Raw genomic sequence first — 22,663 nt, forward strand, 5'->3', positions numbered from 1 at the left:
GCCCTATCCGTCCTGGTAGATCAAGTGCGCATGGCCGTCCGGCGCAAGCGCGTCCAATTGCCGCATCACCGCCTCATTGGGCGTGACACGCCATTCCTCGCCGAATACCAGATCCGCCACCCCTTCGGGACGGTGGTAACGCACGACGATCGGGCACTTGCCGGCTCGCACCGGACCCAATATCTCCCGCAGCCCGTCTACAAAACGCTCATCGCAACGATCGGACTCGATGTCCATCACAAGCCGGGTGGCAAAGGCCGCCCGCGCCTCGTCGATATTATAGATGGCCTCGGCCGTCATTTTGAAGCCGCCGGAGTATTCATCGGTACTGACGCTGCCCTTGACGATGACGAGCGCATCCTTGACGACGCGCTCGCGATAACGCTGGTAGAGCTCCCCGAACATGGCAAGATCAATACGCCCGGTGCGATCATCCAGGGTCACAAAGGCCATGCGATCGCCACGGCGGGTGTTGATGACGCGTAGCGCCACCACCAGCCCCCCCACCATGATGGAGGAATTTTCGGTAGGCTTGAGATCGGATATCGCGGTTTTCGTGATCCTCTTTAGCTCGGCGGCATAGCGATCGATGGGATGCCCCGTGAGATAGAGCCCCAAGGTGTCCTTTTCCGCCTCGAGCCGCCTCTCCATGGGCCACGGGTCCACGGTGGCGAACTCCGGCTTGAAGGCGATGGCATCGCCGAAGAGATCGTCCTGCCCCACCGCCGCATCGCGCCCACGCTGGACGGCGGCGCTCAAGGCCGTGTCCAAGGACGCCATCATCGCCGCTCTATGCGGTCCCAGGGCATCACAGGCTCCGGCCGCGATCAGACACTCATAGGCGCGGCGGTTCACCCGCTTGTCCTCGACCCTTCGGCAAAGATCAAAAAGATCCGCAAACGGGGTCGACCCGCGCGCCTTCAAAACCGCGTCAACGGCACCTTCACCGAGCCCCTTGATGGCCCCCAGGCCATAGAGGATGGTGCGATCGTCGACAGGTACGAACTCGTAATCGCAACGGTTTATGTCGGGCGGCGACACCGTGATGCCCATCTCCCGGCACTCCGCGATCATCGTCACCACCTTGTCAGTCTTGTCCATATCCGCCGACAGCACGCCGGCCATGAACTCGGCCGGATGATGAGCCTTCAGCCAAGCGGTCTGATAGGACAGGAGCGCGTAGGCCGCGGAGTGCGAACGGTTGAATCCGTAGCCTGCAAATTTCTCGATCAGATTGAAGATCGACGTGGCGAGCCTGGGATCGCAGCCGCGCTCACGCGCCCCCTCGACGAAACCCTCACGCTGCTTGGCCATCTCCTCGGGCTTCTTCTTGCCCATAGCGCGGCGCAGAAGGTCCGCCTTGCCGAGGCTGTAGCCGGCCAGCACCTGCGCGATCTGCATCACCTGCTCCTGATAAAGGATGACGCCATAGGTGGGCTTCAGGATCGGCGCCAAGGCCTCGTGCGGGTACTCGATGCGCGCGCGTCCATGCTTGCGATTGATGAAATCGTCGACCATGCCCGACTGCAGGGGACCTGGCCTAAATAACGCCACCAGGGCCACGATATCCTCGAAGTGGTCCGGCTGCAGACGCTGGATGAGATCCTTCATGCCGCGCGACTCGAGCTGGAAGAGTGCCGTGGTCCGGCATTGCTTCAAGAGGTCGAAGGCGACCGTGTCATCTATGGCAAGGTCACTGACCGACAAGGGGCCTTGCCCCTCGCGCGCCCGGCGACGATCGATCATCGTCACCGCCTTGGCGATGATCGTGAGCGTCCGCAGGCCCAGGAAATCGAACTTGACGAGCCCTAGCGCCTCGACATCATCCTTGTCGAGCTGGGTGACGAACTGCCCGCTGCCAGCTTCGCAATACAGCGGCATAAAGTCGGTCAAGGCGCTCGGCGCGATCACCACGCCGCCCGCGTGCTTACCGGCGTTGCGGGACAAGCCCTCGAGCTTGCGCGCCGCGTCGAGCAGGGCGCGCACGTCCTCCTCCTGCTCGTACCTCTCCTTTAGCGCCGCCTCCTGGGCGATCGCCTCGTCGAGCGTGATGCCAAGATCGTGCGGAATCAGCTTGGCGAGCTTGTCGACGAAGCCATAGGGATGGTCGAGCACGCGTCCCACATCGCGCACCACGGCCTTCGCCGCCATGGTGCCGAAGGTGATGATCTGCGAGACCTTGTCAGAACCGTAGCGCTCCGTCACATACTCTATGACGCGATCGCGACCGTCCATGCAGAAGTCGACGTCGAAATCCGGCAGCGACACGCGCTCTGGGTTCAGGAAGCGCTCGAAGAGCAAGTCGTATTCGATGGGATCGAGTTCCGTGATACCCAGCGCATAAGCGACCAGCGATCCGGCCCCCGATCCGCGCCCGGGACCCACCGGCACGTCGTTGCGCCGCGCCCAGTCGATGAAGTCAGCGACGATCAGGAAGTACCCGGAAAAGCCCATCTTGATGATGACCGAGAGCTCGAGATCTAGGCGCTCCTGATACGGTCCGTCCAGGCGCGCGCGCTCCGCGGGGCTAAAGCGCGCCATGCGCCGCAGCAAACCCGCGCGCGCGTCATCGCGGACCACGTCGTCCACAGAGGCCCCCTCGGGGACCGGAAACCGCGGCAAATAGTAGTCCCCGAAACGCAAGGAGACCGTACAGCGGCGGGCGATCTCCAGAGTATTCTCGATGGCCTCGGGGATGTCGGCGAACAGGGCCGCCATCTCCGCCGGGTCGGTCAGATATTGGCGTTCGGTATAGTGGCGGGGGCGCCTTGGATCGGCGAGCGTGCGACCCTCGTGAATACAGACCCGGATCTCGTGGGCCTCGAAGTCCTCCGCGGCCAGGAAGCGTACGTCATGAGTCGCGACTAAGGGAATCCGCAGCCGCCGCGCAAGCCCCACCGCACGCCCGTTGTACTCCTCCTGCCAGGGGCGGCCGTTACGTTGCAGCTCGATATAAAAGCGGTCCGGGAAAAGTCCCGCCCACTGGCGCGCCGCCTCCTGCGCCCGATCCATGTGCCCGCCGACAAGAAACTGACCGACATCGCCGTCCTGCCCCCCGGAGAGCGCGATCAGGCCCTCGCTCTCGCCCACGAGCCAGGCCTGTTCTATGCAGGCGCGGCCACTATCCTGCCCCTCGCCGTAGGCGCGCGTGAGCAGGCGGCTCAACGACCGATATCCCTGCAGATTCTGGCAGAGCAGCGCAGCGCGATAGGGTCGCTGAGGGTCGTCGCTGCGGATCAAGACGTCGGCCCCGATGATGGGCTTGATCCCGGCAGCGACCGCCTTATTGTAGAACTTCACCATGCCAAACAGGTTGGCGAGATCCGTGAGCGCCACGGCCGGCATACCCTTTTCATGGCAGGCCGAGACGAGGTCGTCTAAGCGCAGCAGACCATCGGCGAGCGAATACTCCGAATGGACGCGCAGATGGACGAAGCCCTTCATGACGCCCCCTCCCGCAGGGCACAGGCCGCGCGGACCGGGGCGAAACTCTGACGGTGCAAGGGACATGCACCGAAACGGCTCAACGCCTCGAGGTGGCGTGCCGTGCCGTAGCCCTTGTGGCTGGCAAAGCCGTACTGCGGGTAGACGGTATCCCACTCGCACATCTCAGCGTCGCGCGCGACCTTGGCCACGATCGAGGCCGCCGATATGACCGGCACCCGCGCGTCGCCGCGCACGATGGCGCGGCCTGGGCAGGGCAAGACCGGCAGGTGCACGCCATCAACCAGCGCGAACTCCGGCGCCAAGGCGAGATTTTCCACGGCACGCCGCATAGCAAGCCACGCGGCGTGCAAGACGTTCAGGCGATCCACCTCCTCCACCTCCGCGCGCCCCAGCGCCCACGCCTGCGCGCGCCCCTTGATCTCTTCGGCCAAGAGGGTCCGGCGCCGCTTCGTCAAACGCTTCGAATCGGCGAGGCCTATAAGCCCGTGACGTGGAGCCAGCACCACGGCGGCGGCCACCACCGGGCCCGCGAGCGGTCCCACACCCACCTCGTCGATGCCGGCTACGATGCGCATGAAGCCTCACGCGCCTGCCCGCGCGCGCCCACGAGATTCAGCACCGCCTCCGCCGCTCGGGCATTGGCGCCCTGGCCTAGGCGCTCGCGCACCTCGGCGAGGGCGGCCATGGTCTGCCGGCACCGCTCGGGATCTTCCAGGAACACCTCAGCGGCGCGTACCAACCGATCCGGGTTGGCCTCGGACTGCAGGAGCTCGGGGACTACATCGCGTTCGAGCAGCAGATTGGGCAAAGAGACGTAAGGAAGCTTCGAGAGACTGCGGACCAGGCGGTAGGTGAACGACGAGAGCCTGTAGACCACTACCATGGGACGCCCGACGAGCGCAGTCTCCAGGGCCGCGGTCCCTGAGGCCAAAAGCACCAGGTCGGCGGCCGCCATCGCAATCCGTGCGTGACCATGGAGGCGCGTGATCGGCAGGTCGAAGGCCTTCTGTTCTGTGAGCACTTGGTCGAAGATCGCGCGCGTCTCACGATTGACAAAGGGCGCCACAAATCGGCAGCCGGGATAGCGTACCGCAAGCCTTTGCGCAGTCTTCACGAAGAGTTCCGCATGCGCGCGCAGCTCGGACACGCGGCTGCCCGGCAGCAGGGCCACCACAGGCCCTTGGGCCTCCAGGCGCAGTTCGGCACGCGCCTGGGCTGCCGAAGTCCCCGAGGGTATGGCGTCCGCCAAGGGATGGCCGACGCAGATTGCGTCCATGCGTCCCTCATAGTAACGCGGCTCGAAGGGAAACAGGGTGAGTAAACGGTCGGCGCTCGCCGCCACAGTCCGCACGCGATAGCGTCGCCATGCCCATACCGTAGGACTCACATAGTGCACGGTCGGGATGCCTTCAGCCTTCAGCGCACGCTCGAGCGCGAGCGTGAAATCCGGCGAATCGATGCCGATCACGACATCCGGGCGGATCTTGCGGAAATAAGCGATGAGGTCGCGGCGCATGCGCAGGAGCTCCGGCAGGCGCCCGGCCACCTCCGCTATACCCATGACCGACAAGGCCTCCATGGGAACCCGGCTCGAGCCCCCTTCGGCGATCATCAAAGGCCCACACACCCCTTCGAAGCTGCAGGGGGTCACCGCCTGCATGGCCCTCATGAGGCCCGCACCGAGGGCGTCGCCCGACGCCTCGCCGGCCACGATGCCCACGCGCAAGCCCATTACCGGATGATGCCCCGGCCCTCGACCTTGAGAAAGCGCGCCAAGACGTCGAGTTCCCCGTATTCGGGCACCATGTCATCGATCTTGCCGATCGCCTCGTCGAGCCGCAGGCCCGATTTATAGATGGTCTTGTAGGCCCTCTTCAGCATATTGATGCCCTCCGCCGTAAAGCCCCGTCTCTTCAGGCCCGTGACGTTGATGCCGTAGGGCCGCGCCGAATTGCCGGCGGCGAGTACGTAGGGCGGAATATCCTGCACCGCCACGGTGGCCGCGCCGGTCATGCAATGTTCGCCGACCCGACAAAACTGGTGGATCCCGGTAAAGCCCCCCAGCACGGCGTAATCCCCGACCAGCACGTGCCCGGCGAGGCTTGCACAGTTGGCAAATACCGTGTGGTTGCCGATGCGGCAATCATGGGCAATATGGACATAGGCCATGAACAGGTTGTCGTGGCCGATTTCCGTAATACCGCCGCCTCCGCCCGTGCCGCGGTTGATGGTGCAAAATTCGCGAAAGACGTTGCGATCGCCGATCTCGAGCGTCGTACGTTCGCCGTGGTACTTCAAGTCCTGCGGCACCTCACCGATCGAGCTGAACTGGAAGATCTTGTTGTCACGGCCGATGCGCGTAGGGCCTTTGATGACCGTGTGCGACCCTATCGACGTCCCCGCCCCGATCACAACCTCGGGCCCAATGATCGTAAACGGCCCGATCTCCACATCCGCGCCGATCTCCGCTCGCGGATCGACGAGAGCGTGCGGATGAATCATGCGAGCTCCTTGTAGGTGCACATGAGTTCCGCGGTCGAACACACCGCCTCATCGACCGTCGCCGTCGCCTCGAAACGCCAGATACTCTTCATCTTGCGGGTCAGTTTGACGTTCAGGCGCAGCTGGTCCCCGGGGCTCACCTGGCGTTTGAAGCGGGCTTTATCGATACCAACGAATAGATAAATGCCGCCGTCAGCAGGCAGCTTCCCAAGCGTCTTGAACGACAGGATGGCGCAGGCCTGAGCCATGGCCTCGATGACCAATACGCCCGGCATCACCGGATACTCGGGAAAGTGTCCCTGGAAAAACGGCTCGTTGATAGTGACGTTTTTGATCGCCACGAGCGATTCGTTGGGGACATAGTCCAGCACCCGATCGATCAAGAGAAAGGGGTAGCGGTGTGGGAGGTGCCTCAACACCTGTTGAATGTCCAGCGTATTCAATGGGTTCCCCCTGACAAGATCTGTTTTATTGTTTGCTCGACGCGACGCAAGCGCCGCGCTAATTCATCCAGGTGCCGAAAGCGCCCGAGATTGCGTGCCCATACGTCGGCATCGGCTGCCGGCAGGCTCGACGAATAACGGCCGGGGCCCGCCACTGACCCCTTCAGAAACGACATCGCCGTCACCTCGACGTCATCGCCTACTGTAATATGGCCCATGATCCCAGACCCCCCCGCGATCAGGCAGCGCTTTCCGATGACCGCGCTTCCCGCTACGCCGACGCACCCGGCCATGGCGGTATCCTCGCCGACCTTCACATTGTGGGCGATCTGGATCAGGTTATCGAGCTTCACGCCGTCGGCGATGACGGTATCCCCAAGCGCGCCGCGGTCGATGGTGGTATTGGCTCCAACGTCCACTTCGTTGCCGATCACCACCCGGCCAAGCTGTGGCACCTTGGCCCATCGCCCATCGGCTTCCCGCACATAGCCGAAGCCCTCGCCGCCGATCACAGCTCCTGGGGATATCACACAGCGCTCGCCTATCACGCAGTCATGCATGATCACGGCGCGCGCCTCGACACGCGTGAACGCAGCGACCGTGCAGCGCTCGCCTATCACAGCCCCGGCGCCGATGACGGCATGCTCCCCTACATGCGCGTCTGCCTCAATCACCGCCTGCGGCCCAATGCTTGCGCTCTCGGCCACTACGGCGCTTTCATGGATGACGGCGCTCGGATGGCGGCCCGGCGGGACGGTACCTGGGGGGTGGAGAAGCCGCGCGATGCGCGCGAAGGCGATCCGCGGATCATCGCACAAAAGCACATTCCCCGGGAACGCGTCGCCGTCGTCCCGGTGCAGTATGAGCGCGCCTGCCCGACTGGTCGCAATCAGCGTCCGATAGCGCGGCGACGCGCAATACGCCACCTGCCGAGGCCCAGCCCGATTGAGCGGCGCCACGGCATCGATCTCGATCTCCCCCTGCCCGCGCAACGTGGCCGAAGCCGCGTCCGCCAATTCCCGCAATGTATAGGCCATGTCCGTTCGGGTCGCGCCCGCCTCCGCCCGTCTTCTAGTTCCGAAGCCTAGCCACTGGCGCCGATTCCCGCTAGTACATAAAGAGCGTGCCCAACGTGAACTGGACGGCGCGCGTCTGATCGCCCGGCTGGGCGTTCAGCGGCCGGGCGATACTGATGCTCAAAGGCGCGATCGGCGAGAACCAGTCGAATGCAACGCCAAATGACGCGCGAATCTGATTGAACGCGATGCGCTGGCCAGGCCCGTACACCTGGCCCGCGTCGATAAAGGTCGACAGCCGCATGGAGCGGTTATTCACCGAGGTGCCAGGCACCGGGAAGAAGAACTCCGCGCTCGCCAGTATGCGCTTGTTGCCGCCGATCGGGTCATAGGGCGGCAAACTATCCCGCGGGCCCAGCGATTCGTTCTGGAAGCCCCGCACGGAGTTTGCGCCGCCGGCGTAAAAGTTCTTGAAAAACGGCAGGCTATGCGTATTCCCGTAACCGTTACCGTAGCTCCACTCGTTGCTGAGTTTCAAGCTGTACTGGCGCCCGAAGGGGAAGAACACGCTGGCCAGATAGGAGGCCCGGTAGTACTCGAGGCTACCGCCAGGCAAACCCACCTCCCCGCTCAACTGCTGATAGGTCCCGCTTGTCGGGAAGATCGCATTGTTCAGGGTATTGCGCGACCAACCGAAGGTGGCCTTGATGATGTCGTTCGTCGATCCGTGGCGGGCCACGAAGTTCTGCGCCACCTGGGCGCTCGTCGAGTTGACCGTAATCCCCACGCGCTCGGCGGCCAGACCGATATTGACGGTCCGATTGACCCCGATCGGAATGCCGTAGAACACCCCGGCCCCGACCGTACTCTCGTTATAGGCGGCGGTGTAGGCGGCGGCCGCGTTGAAGGAGCTGTCGTAGACATTGAAGCCGCGACTGATCCCCGAGCTCGTGTAGTACGGGTTCACATAGGTGAGATTGATGTCCTTGTAGGCCACCGAAGTATCGGCGGTCACCGACACCTCTTTGCCGGTCCCGAGCACATCCTGATAGGTCACCGAACCGTTGATGAAGATGCCATAGAGGTCCGAGTAGCCGAGGCCCGCGACGATGCTGCCGGTCGGGCGCTCCTTGACGTGCACCTCCACATCCACCTCGTTCGGATGCCCAGGCACAGGCGGCGTGGTCACGCGCACGGTCGTAAAGAAGCCGAGCCGCCGAAGCAATGTCACTGACTGCTTGATGCGCTTGGCGGAAAACCACGCGCCCTCGTACTGGCGCATGGTGCGGCGCAGCACCGCATCCTGCGTCACGGTATTGCCGAAGAATCGTATCCGCCGCACATAGACGCGCTGGCCTGGCTCGACATACAGCGTGAGCGCGATGGTGTGGTCTTTGCGATTCACGGCCGGTACCACCCGGACATTGGCAAAGGCATAACCACGATTGCCAAGCTTGCGGATGATCCGACGCGTACCTTTGGTGATGCGCTCGCGCGAGAATACCTGCCCGGGCTTTATGCGCATCAAGGAAGCGAGCGTCGCGGGCGCGAGAATCTGTCGACCGGCGAACCGGTAATTCGAGATCCGGTAGACGTGCCCTTCGTGCACGTTCTCCGTGACATAGATCCAATCCTTGCTCGGGGTGATGGCCACCACCGTCGATACCAGGCGAAACTGCAGATAGCCACGATTCAGATAGAAGTTCTGCAGGTTCTCGAGATCCGCCTCGAGCTTCTGACGTGAGTAGCGATCGTTACCGGTAAAGAAACTGAAGAGACCCGGGGGACCGAGCTTGAAGCGGCCGAGCAGCCGCCCTTCCTTGTAGCGATGATTGCCGACGATGGTGATCTGCTTGATGCGAGCAATCTTGCCCTCGGTCACGGCGATACTCACCCCGACCCGGTCACGTGGTAGGGACTTCACGGTCGTGACGACGCGCGCGGCGTAATATCCGCGGTTGAAGTATTGGCGTCGCAAGGCCTGCTTGGTCTCATGCAGGAGCGCGTGATTGAACACGCGGCCCTTGGCAAACCCCATGTCCGCAAGCGACTTGAGAAGCTTCTTCGGCTTGATGACATGCGTGCCTTTGATAGTGATGCTCGCGATAGCCGGCCGCTCGCGCACCGCCACGATCAGCGTATGACCCGCCTCCTCGAGCTTGACGTCGCGAAAAAAGCCAGTCTTAAACAACGCCTGAATGGCGCGCTCGGCGCGGATCGAAGTCAGCCTCTCGCCCACCCGCACGGGGAGATAGGTCATGACCGTGGCCTGCGAGATTCGCTTCAGACCCGTAACTTTGATATGAGCGATCACAAAGGAGGCGGCCTGAGCCGGTCCCGTAAGCGCGCTCGCCAAACAGAGCGCCGTCAACCATTTTTTCATTGCTTGAAGCCCGCCTCGTTGCTTATCCGAGAATACGCGTAATGTCGTTATAGAAGGCAAGCATCATGAGACCTACTAGCAAGGTCACGCCGACACGCTGTCCCCATCCGATCGCCTGCTCAGAGATCGGTCCTCCCTTGACCCACTCGAGCAGATAGAAGAAGACGTGGCCCCCGTCGAGGACAGGCACGGGCATCAAGTTCAGGACCCCGAGACTGACACTGATCACCCCGAGAAACATCAAAAAGCTCGAGAAACCCACCTGCACCGAATAACCGGCATACCGCGCGATCGTGATCGGACCGCTGATGCTCTTTGGCGAGACCTGGAGCAGCACCATCTTCCCCAGCATCTCGACCGTCAAACGGCTCATGAGCCACGTATCGGTCAAAGCCGCCCGCAACGCCGTCACAGGCCCAAATCGAACCATGACGCGCATCCCGGGCGGCAAAGTCGGAACGCGGATGCCAGCACCGATCTGGCCGATATTTCGGGTTCCCACCTTAACGGCTTTTGGCGTGATGATCAATTGCCGTTTTTGTCCGTGCCTGCGGACGGAAAAACGCAGAGCCTCCCCCGGATGGCGGCGGATGACATGGGCCACTTGCGCCCAATCCTTCATCGGCTGCCCGTTGATGCGCGTCACGAGATCGCCGACTTTGAGCCCGGCCTTGCCCGCCGGATCGTGCGCCATGACCTCCGAGATACGCGGTATGAGCTTAGGCTGCCAACCATAGATCCCGAGCACGGAACTCAAATGGCCTTTGCTCAGGGCGCGCGCGTGAACGCCATCGAGATTGAGCGTCACGGTCCGCTGAACGCCCCCTTTCGTCAGCACCTGCATGCGCACCGGGGCATGCTCCAGGGCCTCCTGGAAAAGATACAGCCGGTCCTGACCCAGGCTTTGCACACGCCGACCATTGATGCGTGTGATGAGATCACCCGCCCGCAGACCCGCCGCCTGCGCGGGCGAATGCGCCGCCACCTTGCCGATGATGGGCTTCAGACCGGGTATGCCGGTCATGAACACCACCCAATAGGCCAAAATCGCGAACAGAAAGTTGAAGCCCGGACCCGCGAGCACGATCGCGATCCGCTTCCAGATGGGCTGGCGGTTGAACGCGCGATGCCGCTCGGCGGCCGGCACCTCGCCTTCGTTCTCGTCGAGCATCTTCACGTAACCACCCAAAGGCACTGCCGCGAGCACGTATTCAGTCGCGTCACGCCCCGCCCGGCGCAGGATGAGCGGCTTTCCAAAACCTATCGAAAACCGCAGGACCTTCACGCCAAGCCCGCGGGCCACGATGTAGTGTCCGAACTCGTGCACCGCGATCAGGACACCGATCGCGAGCACGTAACCGAGCACGCTGTATCCGATCTCTGTCAACACGCCCAAACCCCCTTCGCGCCCTGCGCAATCACGGCCACGCGCGCTGCCTCGCGCGCGCGTCCATCTTCCTCGAGTATGGCCTCGAGACTCTCCACCGCCACCACAGGCCGCATGGCAAGCACCGACTCTATCACCGTGGGGATGGCGGCAAACGGAAGCGTGCGCGCCAGGAACGCCTCCACCGCGACTTCGTTTGCAGCGTTCAACACAGTCGGGGCACTGCCGCCTGCAATCGCCGCGGCGCGCGCAAGCCCAAGACACGGAAAACGCGCCTCATCGGGCTCCTCGAAATCCAGCCTGCCAATGGCAGCCAAATCGAGACGCGCCACGCCCGCCTCGATACGGTCCGGAAACCCGAGGGCATGCGCAATCGGGGTACGCATATCCGGATTCCCGAGCTGCGCCAACACCGACCCGTCGATATATTCGACGAGCGAATGGATCACACTTTGCGGGTGAATCACGATATCGACCTGCTCGGGCCTGGCCTCGAATAGGCGACAGGCCTCGATCAACTCGAGCCCCTTGTTCATCAACGTGGCTGAATCAACCGAAATCTTGCGCCCCATGCTCCAGCGAGGATGCGCGCACGCCTGCTCGGGCGTCACACGCGCGAATTCGCTAGCCGGGGTATTGCGAAACGGACCACCGGAACAGGTGAGCAGGATGCGCCGCACCCCGGACCGGACAAGGTCCGGCCGGCCCGCGGGCAAACATTGAAAAACAGCATTGTGTTCGCTATCGAGCGGCAGCAACTCCGCACCACTCTTGCGCGCGAGCGCCAGCAGCAGGTGGCCCGACATAACGAGCGGCTCCTTGTTGGCAAACAGCACGCGCTTGCCGGCCGCCACCGCCGCCCACGCCGACTTGAGACCGGCCGCCCCGACGATACCGCAGACCACGGTCGTCACCCGCGGATCGCACACGGCGCGCTCGAGCGCCTCGGGCCCCGACCAGACTTCTGTGCCTTCGGACACGAGCGACTGGGCCAGCGCCGCCGCTGCCTCCGGGGCATGCGCGACCGCGATGGCGGGCCTCCACGTCCGGCACAGCGCCCGCAGCTCGTCGATGCGCTGATAGGCAGAGAGCGCCACCACCTCGAACCGATCCGGATGCAAGGCGACAACCTTCAGGGTACTCACCCCGATCGAACCTGTGGCCCCAAGCACCGCAAGCCCTGCCCGACCCTCATGCCCAGGGTGGTCCGTTTCCCGTCTCATCGAAGAACCCCCAGATCACGCATGGTCCACACAAAGAGTGGTGCCGCCGCCGTCAAGGCATCGATGCGATCGAGGACGCCGCCGTGACCGGGCAACCAGCGACCGGAATCCTTGACCGACGCCAATCGCTTGGCCTTGCTCTCGAGCAGATCGCCTACGATCGACAGCATAGCGATCGCGACCCCCAAAAGGACCCCCCCGCCTATGCCGAGTGGTAGTACACCAAGCCACCAAGCGCCTGCGCCGCCGACCGCCGCCGCCCCCGCCACACCACCCAGCGCCCCTTCCACGGTCTTGCCAGGGCTCACAAGGGGCGCAAGCTTGCGGCGACCGAAGGCACGTCCGGCAAAATAGGCCACGCTATCGGCCGCCCACACCATGGCGAGCAGCCAAATCAGGAGCCCTGGATGGGAGGGGTCCTGCATTTTCAGGGCAAGACACCCCCGCCACGCCGGCACGAGCACAAACAGGCCCACCAGCCACTTGAGGGCCGTTAGCTGCCACAAAGGGCTCGCGCGGTCACGAAACATGAATACCTCGCCGGCCGCCCAAGCCCACCAGACGAGTGCAGCCGCCACGACCACCACAAGCGGCACCGCGAGGCTCGCGACCCCAACGATCGCCGTCAAAGCCGTGTAGGCCAACCCCACCGCCATTCCCGGGTGGACAAGCGACGACCACTCGAACGCCGCCAGCAGCGTCACGGCGCCCAACAGGACGGCGACACCCAAGCTATTCAGGAAGATAAGGCCCGCAAGCAGCAGGGAGCCCGCGACGAGCGCCGTCAGCAGGCGCTCTTTAAGCACGCCACGCCGCCTCGACTTGATCTCCCGTGCGCCCGAAACGCCGCTGCCGCCCGGCGAAGGATTCCAGGGCGATATCGAACTGTTTGCGATCGAAGTCGGGCCATAACACGGGCGTGAAATAGAGCTCCGTATAGGCCAACTGCCACAAAAGGAAGTTGCTGATCCTTTGCTCGCCACCTGTGCGGATGAAGAGATCGGGTTCCGGAACGTCGGCCATGCTGAGGTAGGGCGCCAGGGTGTCGGGGGTGATGGCGGCGGGCTCGAGCGTTCCGGCGCGCACCTCCAAGGCGACTCGCGCACAGGCCTGCGCGATATCCCATCGCCCCCCGTAGTTGGCGGCTATGGTGAGACGCAGCCGCTTGTTCTGGCAGGTCATGGCCTCAGCGTCGCGCACGCGCTGCACGATCTCGGGCCCGAAGGCGCCAATATCACCGATGGCACGGAACTGGATATCGTTGTCATGGAGTTTTGCGATCTCGCGGTCGAGCGCAAACAAAAACAGCTGGCGCAGGAGACGCACCTCGAGCCGCGGCCGCCGCCAGTTCTCGCTGCTGAAGGCGAACAGCGTGACCGCCCGGATGCCCTTTTCGGCGCACGCCGCTACGAGTTCGCGGACCATCTCGACACCCTTGCGATGCCCCTGGATACGGGCCTGGCCGCGCGCCTTAGCCCAGCGCCCATTGCCGTCCATGATCACCGCGACATGTGAGGGAAGACCGCCTTCCATAGAACCCTGATCCATCGTCGTCATATCAAGATTATAGGCGTATTGGCGCGCCCCCGGTTAGATCTCCAGGATATCCCGTTCCTTCGCTCCGACCAACTTGTCGATTTCCGCGATGAATTGATCAGTGGCCTTTTGGACCGCCTCGACCAAACGCTTCTCCTCATCTTCGGAAAGCAACTTTTTCTTGACCTGTTCCTTCAGGTGATTGTTCGTGTCGCGCCGGATGTTGCGTACCGCGACCTTGGCATTCTCGCCTTCACCGCGGGCCACCTTGCCAAGTTCCCGACGCCGCTCCTCGGTCAAGGACGGCATGGGGATACGGATCGTCGTGCCGGTCGTCACAGGATTGAAGCCGAGTCCCGACTCCATGATCGCGCGCTCGATGGCTGCGACCACGCCCTTCTCCCAGGGATTCACGACGAGGTTGCGGGCATCGGCGACCGTGACGTTGGCGACTTTGGAGAGGGCCGTCTTGGTCCCGTAGTAGTCGACCATGATGTGGTCCAAAAGTGCGGTATTGGCGCGTCCCGTGCGGATCCGGCCCAACTCCGCCTTCAGGGCCTCGAGAGACTTGGCCATGCGCGCCTGAACGTCTTTTTTCAGGTCCTCACTCACACTGCGCTCCTTCTTCTACTAAAGTCCCTTCCTCGGCCCCCGCCAAGATACGGGCGAGCGCCCCAGGCTGTGTCATGTCAAAGACGCGCAATGGGACCCGATATTCCCGCAACAGCGCGATCGCCGTAGCGTCCATGACCCCGAGCCTGCGCTGCAAGATATCATCGTAACTGAGGCGCCGGAAGCGCACCGCGGCGGGATCGCGCTTGGGGTCCGCGGAATACACACCGTCGACCTTGGTGGCCTTTAGCATGATATCGGCCCGCATCTCCAAGGCCCGCAGGCTCGCCGCCGTGTCCGTCGTAAAAAATGGGTTGCCGGTCCCAGCCGCGAATATGACGACCTCAGCCCTATCCAGACACGCGAGCGCATGGCGCCGGTCGAAGGCGGGCACCGCCGTACCCACCGGCAGCGCCGACTGGATATGCGCCACCACGCCGCGAGCCCGCAGGGCCTCGCCCAAGGCCAAGGCATTCATGACCGTCGCCAGCATACCCATGAGGTCGGCCTCCGCGCGGTCCATATCCCGCGCCGAACTCGACACGCCACGAAAGATGTTGCCCCCGCCCACCACGATCGCAAGGCCAGTGCCGTCAGAGGCCTCGGCCACGGCATCGGCCATCGCCTTCAGCACTTCCGGGTCGATGCCGTAACCGGCCGAGCCCATCAACGCCTCGCCACTCAGCTTCAGGAGCACGCGCCGGTAACGCGCCATAGATCAGCTTCCCTTCACCTGAGACATGACTTCCGAGGCGAAGTTGCTGACCTCGCGCTCGATCCCTTCGCCAACCTCGAGACGGTAGAAGCGTTTCACGTCGGCGCCGGAGCGTTTCAAGTAGGCTGCCACCGTGATCTCCGGATCCTTGACGAAGGGCTGGCCGACCAGGGTGCTATCCTCCAAGTACTTCCGGACCTTGCCCATCACCATCTTCTCTATGATGTCGGCGGGTTTCCCAGACTCAGCGGCCTGCGCGACATAGATTGCCTTCTCGCGGGCCACGACATCCGCCGGAACCTCGTCCGGCCGTACATAGGCGGGTTTGTTGGCGGCGACATGCATGGCGAGGTCACGCGCCACGCCCGGATCTCCCTGTGTAAGCGCCACCAGCACACCGATCCGCCGCCCATGGACATAATGCCCGAGCACACCGCCTTCGGCCTCGAGCCGCGCAAAGCGACGCACGGCCATGTTTTCCCCAAACTGGGCCACGAGAGCCGCGCGGGCCTCGGCCACCGTGCCGCCGCCCGGATACGCCAAGGCCAGCAGGGCCTCCAGATCAACGGGGTTCTTTTCCGCCACGAGCACCGCAAGCGCCTCGGCGAAGCCCACGAAGCGCTCCTCCTTGGCCACAAAATCGGTCTCGCTATTGACCTCCACGAGCGCGCCCACCCGACCGCTGGCATCGACATGGGCCGCAACCGCCCCTTCAGCCGCCACGCGATGGGCCTTTTTATCCACCTTGGCGCCAGCCTTCTTGCGCAGCAAGTCGATCGCCGCCTCGATATTGCCGTCGGTCTCCGTGAGCGCGGTCTTGCACTCCATCATACCCAGCCCGGTCCGCTCCCGAAGTTCCTTCACCTGTGCCGCTGAAATCGCCATATCTCATCCTCATACGCACACAAAAGGGGGCTTTGCCCCCCTTTGCCTATCAATATCCGCCCAGCCGACCTCAGGACCGGCCGCGACCACCGCGGGCGGGTTTGGCGCCCGCCCCTTCGCGACCCTTGGGTCGAGCCTTGCGCGTATCCGTGGCGGCGGGGCTCGGCCCGGCGCCCTCAGTATCCCCTTCGGCTTCGCCCACATAGCCATCATAGGGGCTCGCGGCCTTCTTGCGGGGGGCCGTGCGCGTGGCCGGATCTTCCTTCACTTCAACGAACTCTTCGTCGCCTGAAGGGGCCACCGTTGTCACGGCGGCACGGCCTTCGAGGACGGCATCGGCCATGGTGCGGGCATAGAGGGTTATGGCGCGACTGGCATCGTCATTGCCCGGAATGACGTAATCGACGCCGTCGGTCTTGCAATTCGAGTCGACCACCGCCACGACCGGGATCTTGAGCTTATTGGCCTCGCCCACCGCGATATACTCGTGACCCACGTCGACCACGAACAAGGCGTCTGGCAGGCTCGGCATATCCTTGATGCCGCTCAGGCTCCGATCCAGTTTGGCGCGCTCGCGCTCCAGAGTCAGCGTCTCCTTCTTCGACAGCTTCTCGGCCCCACCGCCTTCGGCGAGCAGCTCCTCGAGCCGCTTCAGGCGCTCGATCGAACGGCGCACCGTCTTGTAATTCGTCAACATGCCGCCCAGCCAGCGATGGTCCACATAGGGGCAACCGGCCCGGATCGCCTCGGCACGCACGATCTCGGCGGCTTGGCGTTTGGTGCCGACAAACAGGATCGTGCCCTTGTTCGAAGCGAGCTTGCGCACGAATGTCGCCGCCTCGCTCAACATGGGCAGCGACTTCTCGAGATTGATGATGTGGATGTTGTTGCGCTCACCAAAGATATAGGGGCGCATTTTCGGGTGCCAGAACCGGGTCTGATGGCCAAAATGACAGCCGGCCTCAAGCATTTCACGCATCGTGACATTAGCCATGACATATCTCCAAACGGGTTAGTCCACCGCAGGTCCCGGACGTCGACCCCGCGCCTTTAAGGCCCGGAGCACCCGAACGCCGTGACGACCTGCGTGCGATAATCCCTCAAAACGAGGGCGCGAGGGGGATCCTCGCGTGGGCGCATGCTACCATGAGTGAGGGTCCGGTAACAGTGCGAATCGTCCCGCCTGGTACGAAACGCACCGAGCGCCCACGCGCGATGGTTGAACGCCGGACGCGGACCGCCGACAATAAGCTATCACTCACACAGCTCAACCCCCGGAACCCAAGACCCCTGATGGCCATAACGATCAAGACCGAAAGCGAGATCCAGAAAATGCGCGTGGCCGGCCGCCTAGCCGCCGATGTCCTCGAGATGATCGCCCCTCATGTCACGCCCGGCGTGACTACGGACGAACTCGACCGCATCTGTCACGACTATATCGTGAATACCCAAAAAGCGATCCCGGCGCCGCTCAATTATCACGGCTTCCCGCGCTCGATCTGCACCTCGGTCAACCATCAGGTCTGCCACGGCATACCGGGCGACCGCAAACTGAAACGCGGCGACATCGTCAATATCGACATCACGGTGATCAAGGAGGACTACCATGGTGACACGAGCCGCATGTTCTATATCGGGGAGCCCTCGGTCGCAGCGCGACGCCTGACGGAAACGACCTACGAGTGCATGGTGCAGGGGATCCGCATGGTGCGTCCGGGTATACACTTGGGCGACATAGGGCACGCCATCCAGGCCCTGGCCGAGAGCCGCCACTACTCGGTGGTACGCGAATACTGCGGACACGGCATCGGCCGCGGCTTCCACGAAGACCCGCAGGTCCTGCATTATGGAAACCCCGGTACCGGCGTCACCCTGGAGCCCGGCATGATCTTTACGATAGAGCCCATGATCAATCAGCGCGGGGCCGGGGTCAAACTGCTACCTGACAACTGGACGGTCGTGACCCGGGATCACGGCCTGTCCGCCCAATGGGAGCACACGATACTCGTCACGCCCACAGGTTACGAGGTCCTGACCTTGCGCTCGGATGAGACGATCTAGGACCGCGCCTTGACCAATACCATCGCGCCACCGCCCGCAAACCCCGACATCGCGCGATTCCGCGAGGCCTTGCGGGTCGGCGACACCCGTCTGCGCGCAGCCCACGAAGCCGAATTGCCCCGTCGACGCCGGGGTCTCGGGGTCCAGACCCTGCGCCTACGCACGGCCTTGATCGACGACATCCTGTCGCGCGCCTATACGGAACACGAGCATAAACTTCCCGATCGGATCTCCATCGCGCTGGTGGCAGTTGGCGGGTATGGGCGCGGCGAACTCCACCCGGCGTCCGACATCGACCTGCTGCTGCTCCAGGACAGCCCTCGCTACGACAAGACGCAGGCCTTCGCCGAACCTTTCCTGCGCTTCCTCTGGGACATAGGGCTCACCGTAGGCCATAGCGTGCGATCGGTGCGCGATTGCCTACGCGTCGCGCGCGGTGACGCGACCGTCATGACCAATCTCATGGAGGCGCGCCTCTTGATGGGCGACGAGGCGCTCCTCGCCCGCCTCGTGCATGAACTGGCCTCCCCGCAACTCTGGCCGAGCGCGCGCTTCTACGAGGCCAAGCTTGCCGAACAAAAAGCCCGCTACGCACGCTACGACGATACTGGCTACAACCTTGAGCCGAACGTCAAGGAAGGCCCCGGCGGCCTGCGCGACATCCATATGATCGGCTGGATCGCCCAGCGCCATCTGGGATCCGCTGACCTCCACGACCTCGTCAAGATAGGCTTCCTCGGCGAACGCGAATACCGCTCGCTCATCGATGCCCGTAATTTTCTCTGGCAGGTGCGTAACGGCCTGCACTTCCTCGCCCGCCGGCGCGAGGATCGCCTACTGTTCGACCACCAGCGCGCGCTCGCCCATCAGATGGGCTATGCCGATCGCCCGGGACGGCTCGCCGTCGAACAGTTCATGAAGCGCTACTATCGCACCGTCAAGCAGGTCCAGCTCCTGAATGAAATCCTGCTTCAGCATTTCGCCGAGGCCCTGCCTGGTGGCAAACGCCCGGCCCTGACAACCCTCACCCCGGAATTCCGCGCCCGCAACGGCTTCTTGGAAACCGTCGACGCCCATGTCTTCGCCAAGAATCCGTGCGCCATACTGGGCCTCTTTCGAGTCCTCCAGGACCACCCGGAACTCGAGGGTGTGCGCGCCGCGACCATCCGCCTCCTACGCGCCCATCTCCCCTTGATCGACGGGGCCTTCCGTAAGGACCCTGAAACCCAAAAGGCCTTCCTGGCCATCCTGCGCGCCCCGTCGGGGATCACCAAGGCCTTGCGACGCATGAACGCCTACGGCGTCCTCGGCGCCTATATACCCGCCTTCGGAAAGATCGTGGGACAGATGCAGCACGACCTCTTTCACGTCTACACGGTCGATGAACACAGCCTGTTTGTCCTGCGCAACGTGCGACGCGTCATGGTGGCTGCATTCGCCCACGAGCTGCCGATGACAAGCGAGGTCGCGCGCTCCCTCGCCAAGCCCGAACGGCTGTATCTCGCCGCCCTCTTTCATGACATCGCCAAGGGACGCGGCGGTGACCATTCGCGTCTGGGGGAGGCCGAGGCGCACGCGTTCTGCCAACGTCTGGGTCTCAGCGATTACGACGCCCAGTTCGTGGCCTGGCTCGTGCGCCACCACCTGATCATGTCATGGACCGCGCAGCACACCGACATCTCCGATCCCCAGGTGGTCTCCGACTTCGCCCGCTTCGTCGGCGATCGCGAACATCTGGATAATCTCTATGTACTCACCGTTGCCGATATCCGCGGCACGAGCCCGACGGTATGGAATGACTGGAAGGGCAAGCTCCTCACGGGGCTCTACCGCGATACGACCCGCGTCCTGCGCCGCGGGATCGGCGAGGCCATCGACGTCGACGCCCGCATCACCGACGCACGGCGCAACGCCTTGCAGCTTCTGGGCGACTGCGCGAGCCCCGAAGCTATCGAGCGGCACTGGGCACGCATGGACGCCGACTACTTCCTGCGCCACGACGCCGAGGCCCTGGCATGGCATGCCTGCGCCATCGCAGGGGCGGCCGAAAGTGCGCTGCCGGTCATAGAGGCGCGTGTGCGCCCCGACCAGGCAGCCATCGAGTTCCTCGTCTTCAATCCACTGAGCGACGAACTCTTCGCCGTCCTTACGGGCAGCCTCGATCGCATGAACCTCTCCATTGTCGATGCGCGCATCCACATGGCATCGGGTTATGCCCTCGACTGCTTTGTCGCGCTCACGCCCAACGGCATCCTGCCGGCCAAACGCGAGCTTTTGCAGATGCGCGAACAAGTGCGCGTCGACCTCGGAACGGGGTTTCACGAGTCGGCCGCCCGTCCCTTGCCGCGAGCCCTAAAAAACTTTCCGATCAAGACTGAGATCAACTTCTCGTCGACCGCCAACGGTCAGCTCACGGTTATGGAGGTGATCGCCCAAGACCGCCCGGGCCTGCTCCATCAACTGGCCCTCGCGCTCTACGCAAACCGTACCCGCATCGTCACCGCCAAGGTCGGCACCTTTGGCGAACGCGCCGAAGATGTGTTCTTCCTCACCGACGAACACGGCAAACCCTTCGGGCGCGGATCCTCGCAGCGTCTCACGGATCTGGCCCACGCCATCCGCGCCCGCATCGACGGCCCCTTCCCGGAAACCGCCACCAGGGTGCCTGCCTAACCCGCTTCTCAAAATAGCGACGGATCGAGTGTCATCGGCGCGGCCCCTTAAACTGTTGCCCCCCAACCCCGAAAGAAGCCCCCAGGACTCAGGCGGCCCGCCCGTCCGGCGGCGGGACCTCCGAATCCGGAAGGTCTTGCTGATGTAAACCATGGCCACGCGACCGGTCAGGTTCGCGCCGCCAGATTTACGGCTTCTTGGGCGTGGTGTATTTGACTTCTTTATGGAACGGTTCCCAGATGGTCTCGTACCCAACGTAACCCTTCTCGTTCGGCGCCTTTTGCCGGGTTGTCAGAAAGCGCGATTTGCCTTCCGGGACCGGACGCTTCGTTTTGGTGGGCTCGCTCATTGTTTACCTCTCATTGGAAAATGGGGCTCGGAAACACCGATACCAGGCTACCCCACGCGTAACAGATCGAGCGATGGAGTTAAATCCGGTTACCGGGTTTGTGTTCAGCGCTGCACTTTCCGTTGCGCAGGCCGTTTTCACACCATTCAAACCGGAACGGCGCGACAGTTGTTCAGGTCGGGGGCCGCTTCCACCTTGCCGCCGTGCTGGATTTCCTCATCGGTGGCATCACGTACCATCACTATCTCGAGCTTGAAAATCACTTCCCGGCCGCACAGTGGGTTATTGCCGTCGATCGTTACCGTTCTGGCGTCCACTCGGGTCACCAGAAAACTCTTAGTTTGACCGTTGTCGTTTTCCATCAAGATGGCCGTTCCGACTTCACGGTATTCTTCGGGGACGTTCGCGATGGCCTCAATAACTACCAGTGCTTCGTCCCGGGGGCCATAGATGTCGTTGCAGTCTATGTGCACCTCGATGATATCGCCCTCGGATTTGCCTTCCAGCGCGCCCATGACCTGGGGCGACAATATCTCGGTGACGCCATGGACATAGCCCAGAGGAAACTCGACCTGCGTCAGCACCTGGCGTGTTTTCTGGTCGATGACCTTATAGGTCAGTTCAACATATTTGTTGGCTTCTATGATGGCTTTCATGGCTATCCCAACGTTTCAGAAAATGGAGGCGGCAAAGATACGCACCTCACCTTGTTCGTAGCCTAGCACCAGCCGACCGAGCCATTCACCTTCCCTCTTCGTGCTTCGGACCCGGTACAGCACCGTGACATGCTGCCCTCTACGAATGATGCCCAGGTAATCCCATTCCTTCTGCAGGCTCCGGGTCAGTTCGCTGTTAGCGAACTGCTTGCCGACTTCGACTTCATTGAGGCCGAGCAGCAGGTCGTAGGAGAAATTGCGGATGAATTTGCCGTATTGCCCCTGGTTTGAGTATTTGATCAGGTCGCGCCACATGGGGTGGGCGAGCGCCAGAATCGCCTCGTCAGTGTGATCGATAATGTTCGTGGAGGTCTTGGGTGTGGCCTGAACGATAGAGCTACTCATGAGTAATTCCTCTGAAACAACGGCGCAATAAGCGTGCGGCCTTCAGGGTGGCCGGCAGCGGCCATGAGGCCCGCTGCCGGGGCTGCGGCTCACCCGTCCTTGCCGACCAAGTGGTAGCATGGGGCCTTTTCCATGGTGTATTCGCCGGTCTCAGGATTGCGGCGCGATACGGTGAGGACGTGCCAGTTTGCATCGTCGAGCTTCATCGCGTCCCCCCGGTAGTAGTACCCTGGCCAGCGGGTCTCCTTGCGGAACAGGGTGTGTTGCATGACCGCTTCGGAGGTGAGGTGGCGATGCTTCAGTTCCCAGGCGCGCAACAGTTCGTGGATGTCCTCGGCGGCGATCTTCTCAAGGTCTTCTTCCATGATCT

General features: G+C 63.0%; 18 protein-coding genes and 2 pseudogenes. 2 read left to right on the forward strand and 18 right to left on the reverse strand.

The features are described from left to right. Positions 1-3: 3 nt before the first annotated feature. The 15 genes and pseudogenes from dnaE to rpsB form a co-directional block, all read right to left on the reverse strand. The gene (gene dnaE, locus ACYCTF_RS06830) at positions 4-3,444 is read right to left on the reverse strand and encodes a DNA polymerase III subunit alpha (protein WP_461282923.1); all 3,441 of its coding nucleotides are present in this window, start codon (positions 3,442-3,444) and stop codon (positions 4-6) included. Then, positions 3,441-4,022 carry a ribonuclease HII gene (gene rnhB / locus ACYCTF_RS06835; protein ID WP_461282924.1) on the reverse strand — a complete coding sequence of 194 codons (582 nt, stop codon included), beginning with the start codon at positions 4,020-4,022 and terminating at the stop codon, positions 3,441-3,443. Before rnhB ends, dnaE begins: the two co-directional genes overlap by 4 nt. Further along, the gene (lpxB, locus tag ACYCTF_RS06840; protein WP_461282925.1) at positions 4,010-5,179 is read right to left on the reverse strand and encodes a lipid-A-disaccharide synthase; all 1,170 of its coding nucleotides are present in this window, start codon (positions 5,177-5,179) and stop codon (positions 4,010-4,012) included. The genes rnhB and lpxB overlap by 13 nt, the downstream gene beginning before the upstream one ends. After that, positions 5,179-5,949 carry an acyl-ACP--UDP-N-acetylglucosamine O-acyltransferase gene (gene lpxA / locus ACYCTF_RS06845; RefSeq protein ID WP_461282926.1) on the reverse strand — a complete coding sequence of 257 codons (771 nt, stop codon included), beginning with the start codon at positions 5,947-5,949 and terminating at the stop codon, positions 5,179-5,181. The genes lpxB and lpxA overlap by 1 nt, the downstream gene beginning before the upstream one ends. Further along, positions 5,946-6,392 (reverse strand): 3-hydroxyacyl-ACP dehydratase FabZ, encoded by a 447-nt coding sequence (gene fabZ / locus ACYCTF_RS06850; protein WP_461282927.1) that lies wholly within the window; start codon positions 6,390-6,392, stop codon positions 5,946-5,948. The genes lpxA and fabZ overlap by 4 nt, the downstream gene beginning before the upstream one ends. Further along, on the reverse strand, positions 6,389-7,429 hold the full coding sequence (gene lpxD, locus ACYCTF_RS06855) for a UDP-3-O-(3-hydroxymyristoyl)glucosamine N-acyltransferase (RefSeq protein WP_461282928.1): 1,041 nt from the start codon (positions 7,427-7,429) through the stop codon (positions 6,389-6,391). Before lpxD ends, fabZ begins: the two co-directional genes overlap by 4 nt. 70 nt (positions 7,430-7,499) lie before the next feature. After that, complete coding sequence (gene bamA / locus ACYCTF_RS06860; RefSeq protein ID WP_461282929.1) at positions 7,500-9,791, reverse strand: outer membrane protein assembly factor BamA; 2,292 nt, start codon at positions 9,789-9,791, stop codon at positions 7,500-7,502. Positions 9,792-9,813: 22 nt separating this feature from the next. After that, positions 9,814-11,181, reverse strand: coding sequence for an RIP metalloprotease RseP (gene rseP, locus ACYCTF_RS06865; protein WP_461282930.1), 1,368 nt, complete (start codon positions 11,179-11,181; stop codon positions 9,814-9,816). Then, on the reverse strand, positions 11,175-12,401 hold the full coding sequence (gene dxr / locus ACYCTF_RS06870) for a 1-deoxy-D-xylulose-5-phosphate reductoisomerase (RefSeq protein ID WP_461282931.1): 1,227 nt from the start codon (positions 12,399-12,401) through the stop codon (positions 11,175-11,177). The genes rseP and dxr overlap by 7 nt, the downstream gene beginning before the upstream one ends. After that, entirely contained in the window at positions 12,398-13,207 is an 810-nt protein-coding gene (locus ACYCTF_RS06875) for a phosphatidate cytidylyltransferase (protein ID WP_461282932.1), read from the reverse strand. The genes dxr and ACYCTF_RS06875 overlap by 4 nt, the downstream gene beginning before the upstream one ends. Further along, positions 13,200-13,958 (reverse strand): polyprenyl diphosphate synthase, encoded by a 759-nt coding sequence (uppS, locus tag ACYCTF_RS06880; protein ID WP_461282933.1) that lies wholly within the window; start codon positions 13,956-13,958, stop codon positions 13,200-13,202. The genes ACYCTF_RS06875 and uppS overlap by 8 nt, the downstream gene beginning before the upstream one ends. 33 nt (positions 13,959-13,991) lie before the next feature. Beyond that, on the reverse strand, positions 13,992-14,513 hold the full coding sequence (frr, locus tag ACYCTF_RS06885) for a ribosome recycling factor (protein WP_461282942.1): 522 nt from the start codon (positions 14,511-14,513) through the stop codon (positions 13,992-13,994). A 28-nt stretch (positions 14,514-14,541) separates the two neighbouring features. Further along, on the reverse strand, positions 14,542-15,264 hold the full coding sequence (pyrH, locus tag ACYCTF_RS06890; protein WP_461282934.1) for a UMP kinase: 723 nt from the start codon (positions 15,262-15,264) through the stop codon (positions 14,542-14,544). 3 nt (positions 15,265-15,267) lie between these two features. Further along, on the reverse strand, positions 15,268-16,149 hold the full coding sequence (tsf, locus tag ACYCTF_RS06895) for a translation elongation factor Ts (protein WP_461282935.1): 882 nt from the start codon (positions 16,147-16,149) through the stop codon (positions 15,268-15,270). A gap of 256 nt (positions 16,150-16,405) precedes the next feature. Next, positions 16,406-17,143 (reverse strand): annotated as a pseudogene (rpsB, locus tag ACYCTF_RS06900) (30S ribosomal protein S2); the annotation flags it as partial. A 299-nt stretch (positions 17,144-17,442) separates the two neighbouring features. On the opposite strand from rpsB, the gene map reads away from it, so the two are divergent. Together map and glnD are read left to right on the forward strand one after the other, a co-directional pair. Beyond that, on the forward strand, positions 17,443-18,210 hold the full coding sequence (gene map, locus ACYCTF_RS06905) for a type I methionyl aminopeptidase (RefSeq protein ID WP_461282936.1): 768 nt from the start codon (positions 17,443-17,445) through the stop codon (positions 18,208-18,210). A 9-nt stretch (positions 18,211-18,219) separates the two neighbouring features. Beyond that, entirely contained in the window at positions 18,220-20,883 is a 2,664-nt protein-coding gene (gene glnD, locus ACYCTF_RS06910) for a [protein-PII] uridylyltransferase (RefSeq protein WP_461282937.1), read from the forward strand. A gap of 495 nt (positions 20,884-21,378) precedes the next feature. Here glnD and ACYCTF_RS06915 read toward each other — a convergent pair whose 3' ends face one another. The 3 genes and pseudogenes from ACYCTF_RS06915 to ACYCTF_RS06925 form a co-directional block, all read right to left on the reverse strand. Continuing rightward, positions 21,379-21,888 (reverse strand): FKBP-type peptidyl-prolyl cis-trans isomerase, encoded by a 510-nt coding sequence (locus ACYCTF_RS06915; protein ID WP_461282938.1) that lies wholly within the window; start codon positions 21,886-21,888, stop codon positions 21,379-21,381. 15 nt (positions 21,889-21,903) lie between these two features. Further along, positions 21,904-22,293, reverse strand: a complete 390-nt coding sequence (locus tag ACYCTF_RS06920) for a hypothetical protein (RefSeq protein ID WP_461282939.1) — start codon at positions 22,291-22,293, stop codon at positions 21,904-21,906. A gap of 89 nt (positions 22,294-22,382) precedes the next feature. Further along, positions 22,383-22,663 (reverse strand): annotated as a pseudogene (locus ACYCTF_RS06925) (adenylyl-sulfate reductase subunit alpha); the annotation flags it as partial.

The sequence above is a fragment of the Acidiferrobacter sp. genome, assembly GCF_054609335.1.

What these genes read in the sequence shown, in the direction of transcription:
- dnaE (WP_461282923.1), bottom strand. Translation starts at nt 3,444, where the DNA reads ATGAAGGGCTTCGTCCATCTGCGCGTCCATTCGGAGTATTCGCTCGCC.
- rnhB (WP_461282924.1), bottom strand. Translation starts at nt 4,022, where the DNA reads ATGCGCATCGTAGCCGGCATCGACGAGGTGGGTGTGGGACCGCTCGCG.
- lpxB (WP_461282925.1), bottom strand. Translation starts at nt 5,179, where the DNA reads ATGGGCTTGCGCGTGGGCATCGTGGCCGGCGAGGCGTCGGGCGACGCC.
- lpxA (WP_461282926.1), bottom strand. Translation starts at nt 5,949, where the DNA reads ATGATTCATCCGCACGCTCTCGTCGATCCGCGAGCGGAGATCGGCGCG.
- lpxD (WP_461282928.1), bottom strand. Translation starts at nt 7,429, where the DNA reads ATGGCCTATACATTGCGGGAATTGGCGGACGCGGCTTCGGCCACGTTG.
- bamA (WP_461282929.1), bottom strand. Translation starts at nt 9,791, where the DNA reads ATGAAAAAATGGTTGACGGCGCTCTGTTTGGCGAGCGCGCTTACGGGA.
- dxr (WP_461282931.1), bottom strand. Translation starts at nt 12,401, where the DNA reads ATGAGACGGGAAACGGACCACCCTGGGCATGAGGGTCGGGCAGGGCTT.
- uppS (WP_461282933.1), bottom strand. Translation starts at nt 13,958, where the DNA reads ATGACGACGATGGATCAGGGTTCTATGGAAGGCGGTCTTCCCTCACAT.
- frr (WP_461282942.1), bottom strand. Translation starts at nt 14,513, where the DNA reads ATGGCCAAGTCTCTCGAGGCCCTGAAGGCGGAGTTGGGCCGGATCCGC.
- pyrH (WP_461282934.1), bottom strand. Translation starts at nt 15,264, where the DNA reads ATGGCGCGTTACCGGCGCGTGCTCCTGAAGCTGAGTGGCGAGGCGTTG.
- tsf (WP_461282935.1), bottom strand. Translation starts at nt 16,149, where the DNA reads ATGGCGATTTCAGCGGCACAGGTGAAGGAACTTCGGGAGCGGACCGGG.
- map (WP_461282936.1), top strand. Translation starts at nt 17,443, where the DNA reads ATGGCCATAACGATCAAGACCGAAAGCGAGATCCAGAAAATGCGCGTG.
- ACYCTF_RS06915 (WP_461282938.1), bottom strand. Translation starts at nt 21,888, where the DNA reads ATGAAAGCCATCATAGAAGCCAACAAATATGTTGAACTGACCTATAAG.
- ACYCTF_RS06920 (WP_461282939.1), bottom strand. Translation starts at nt 22,293, where the DNA reads ATGAGTAGCTCTATCGTTCAGGCCACACCCAAGACCTCCACGAACATT.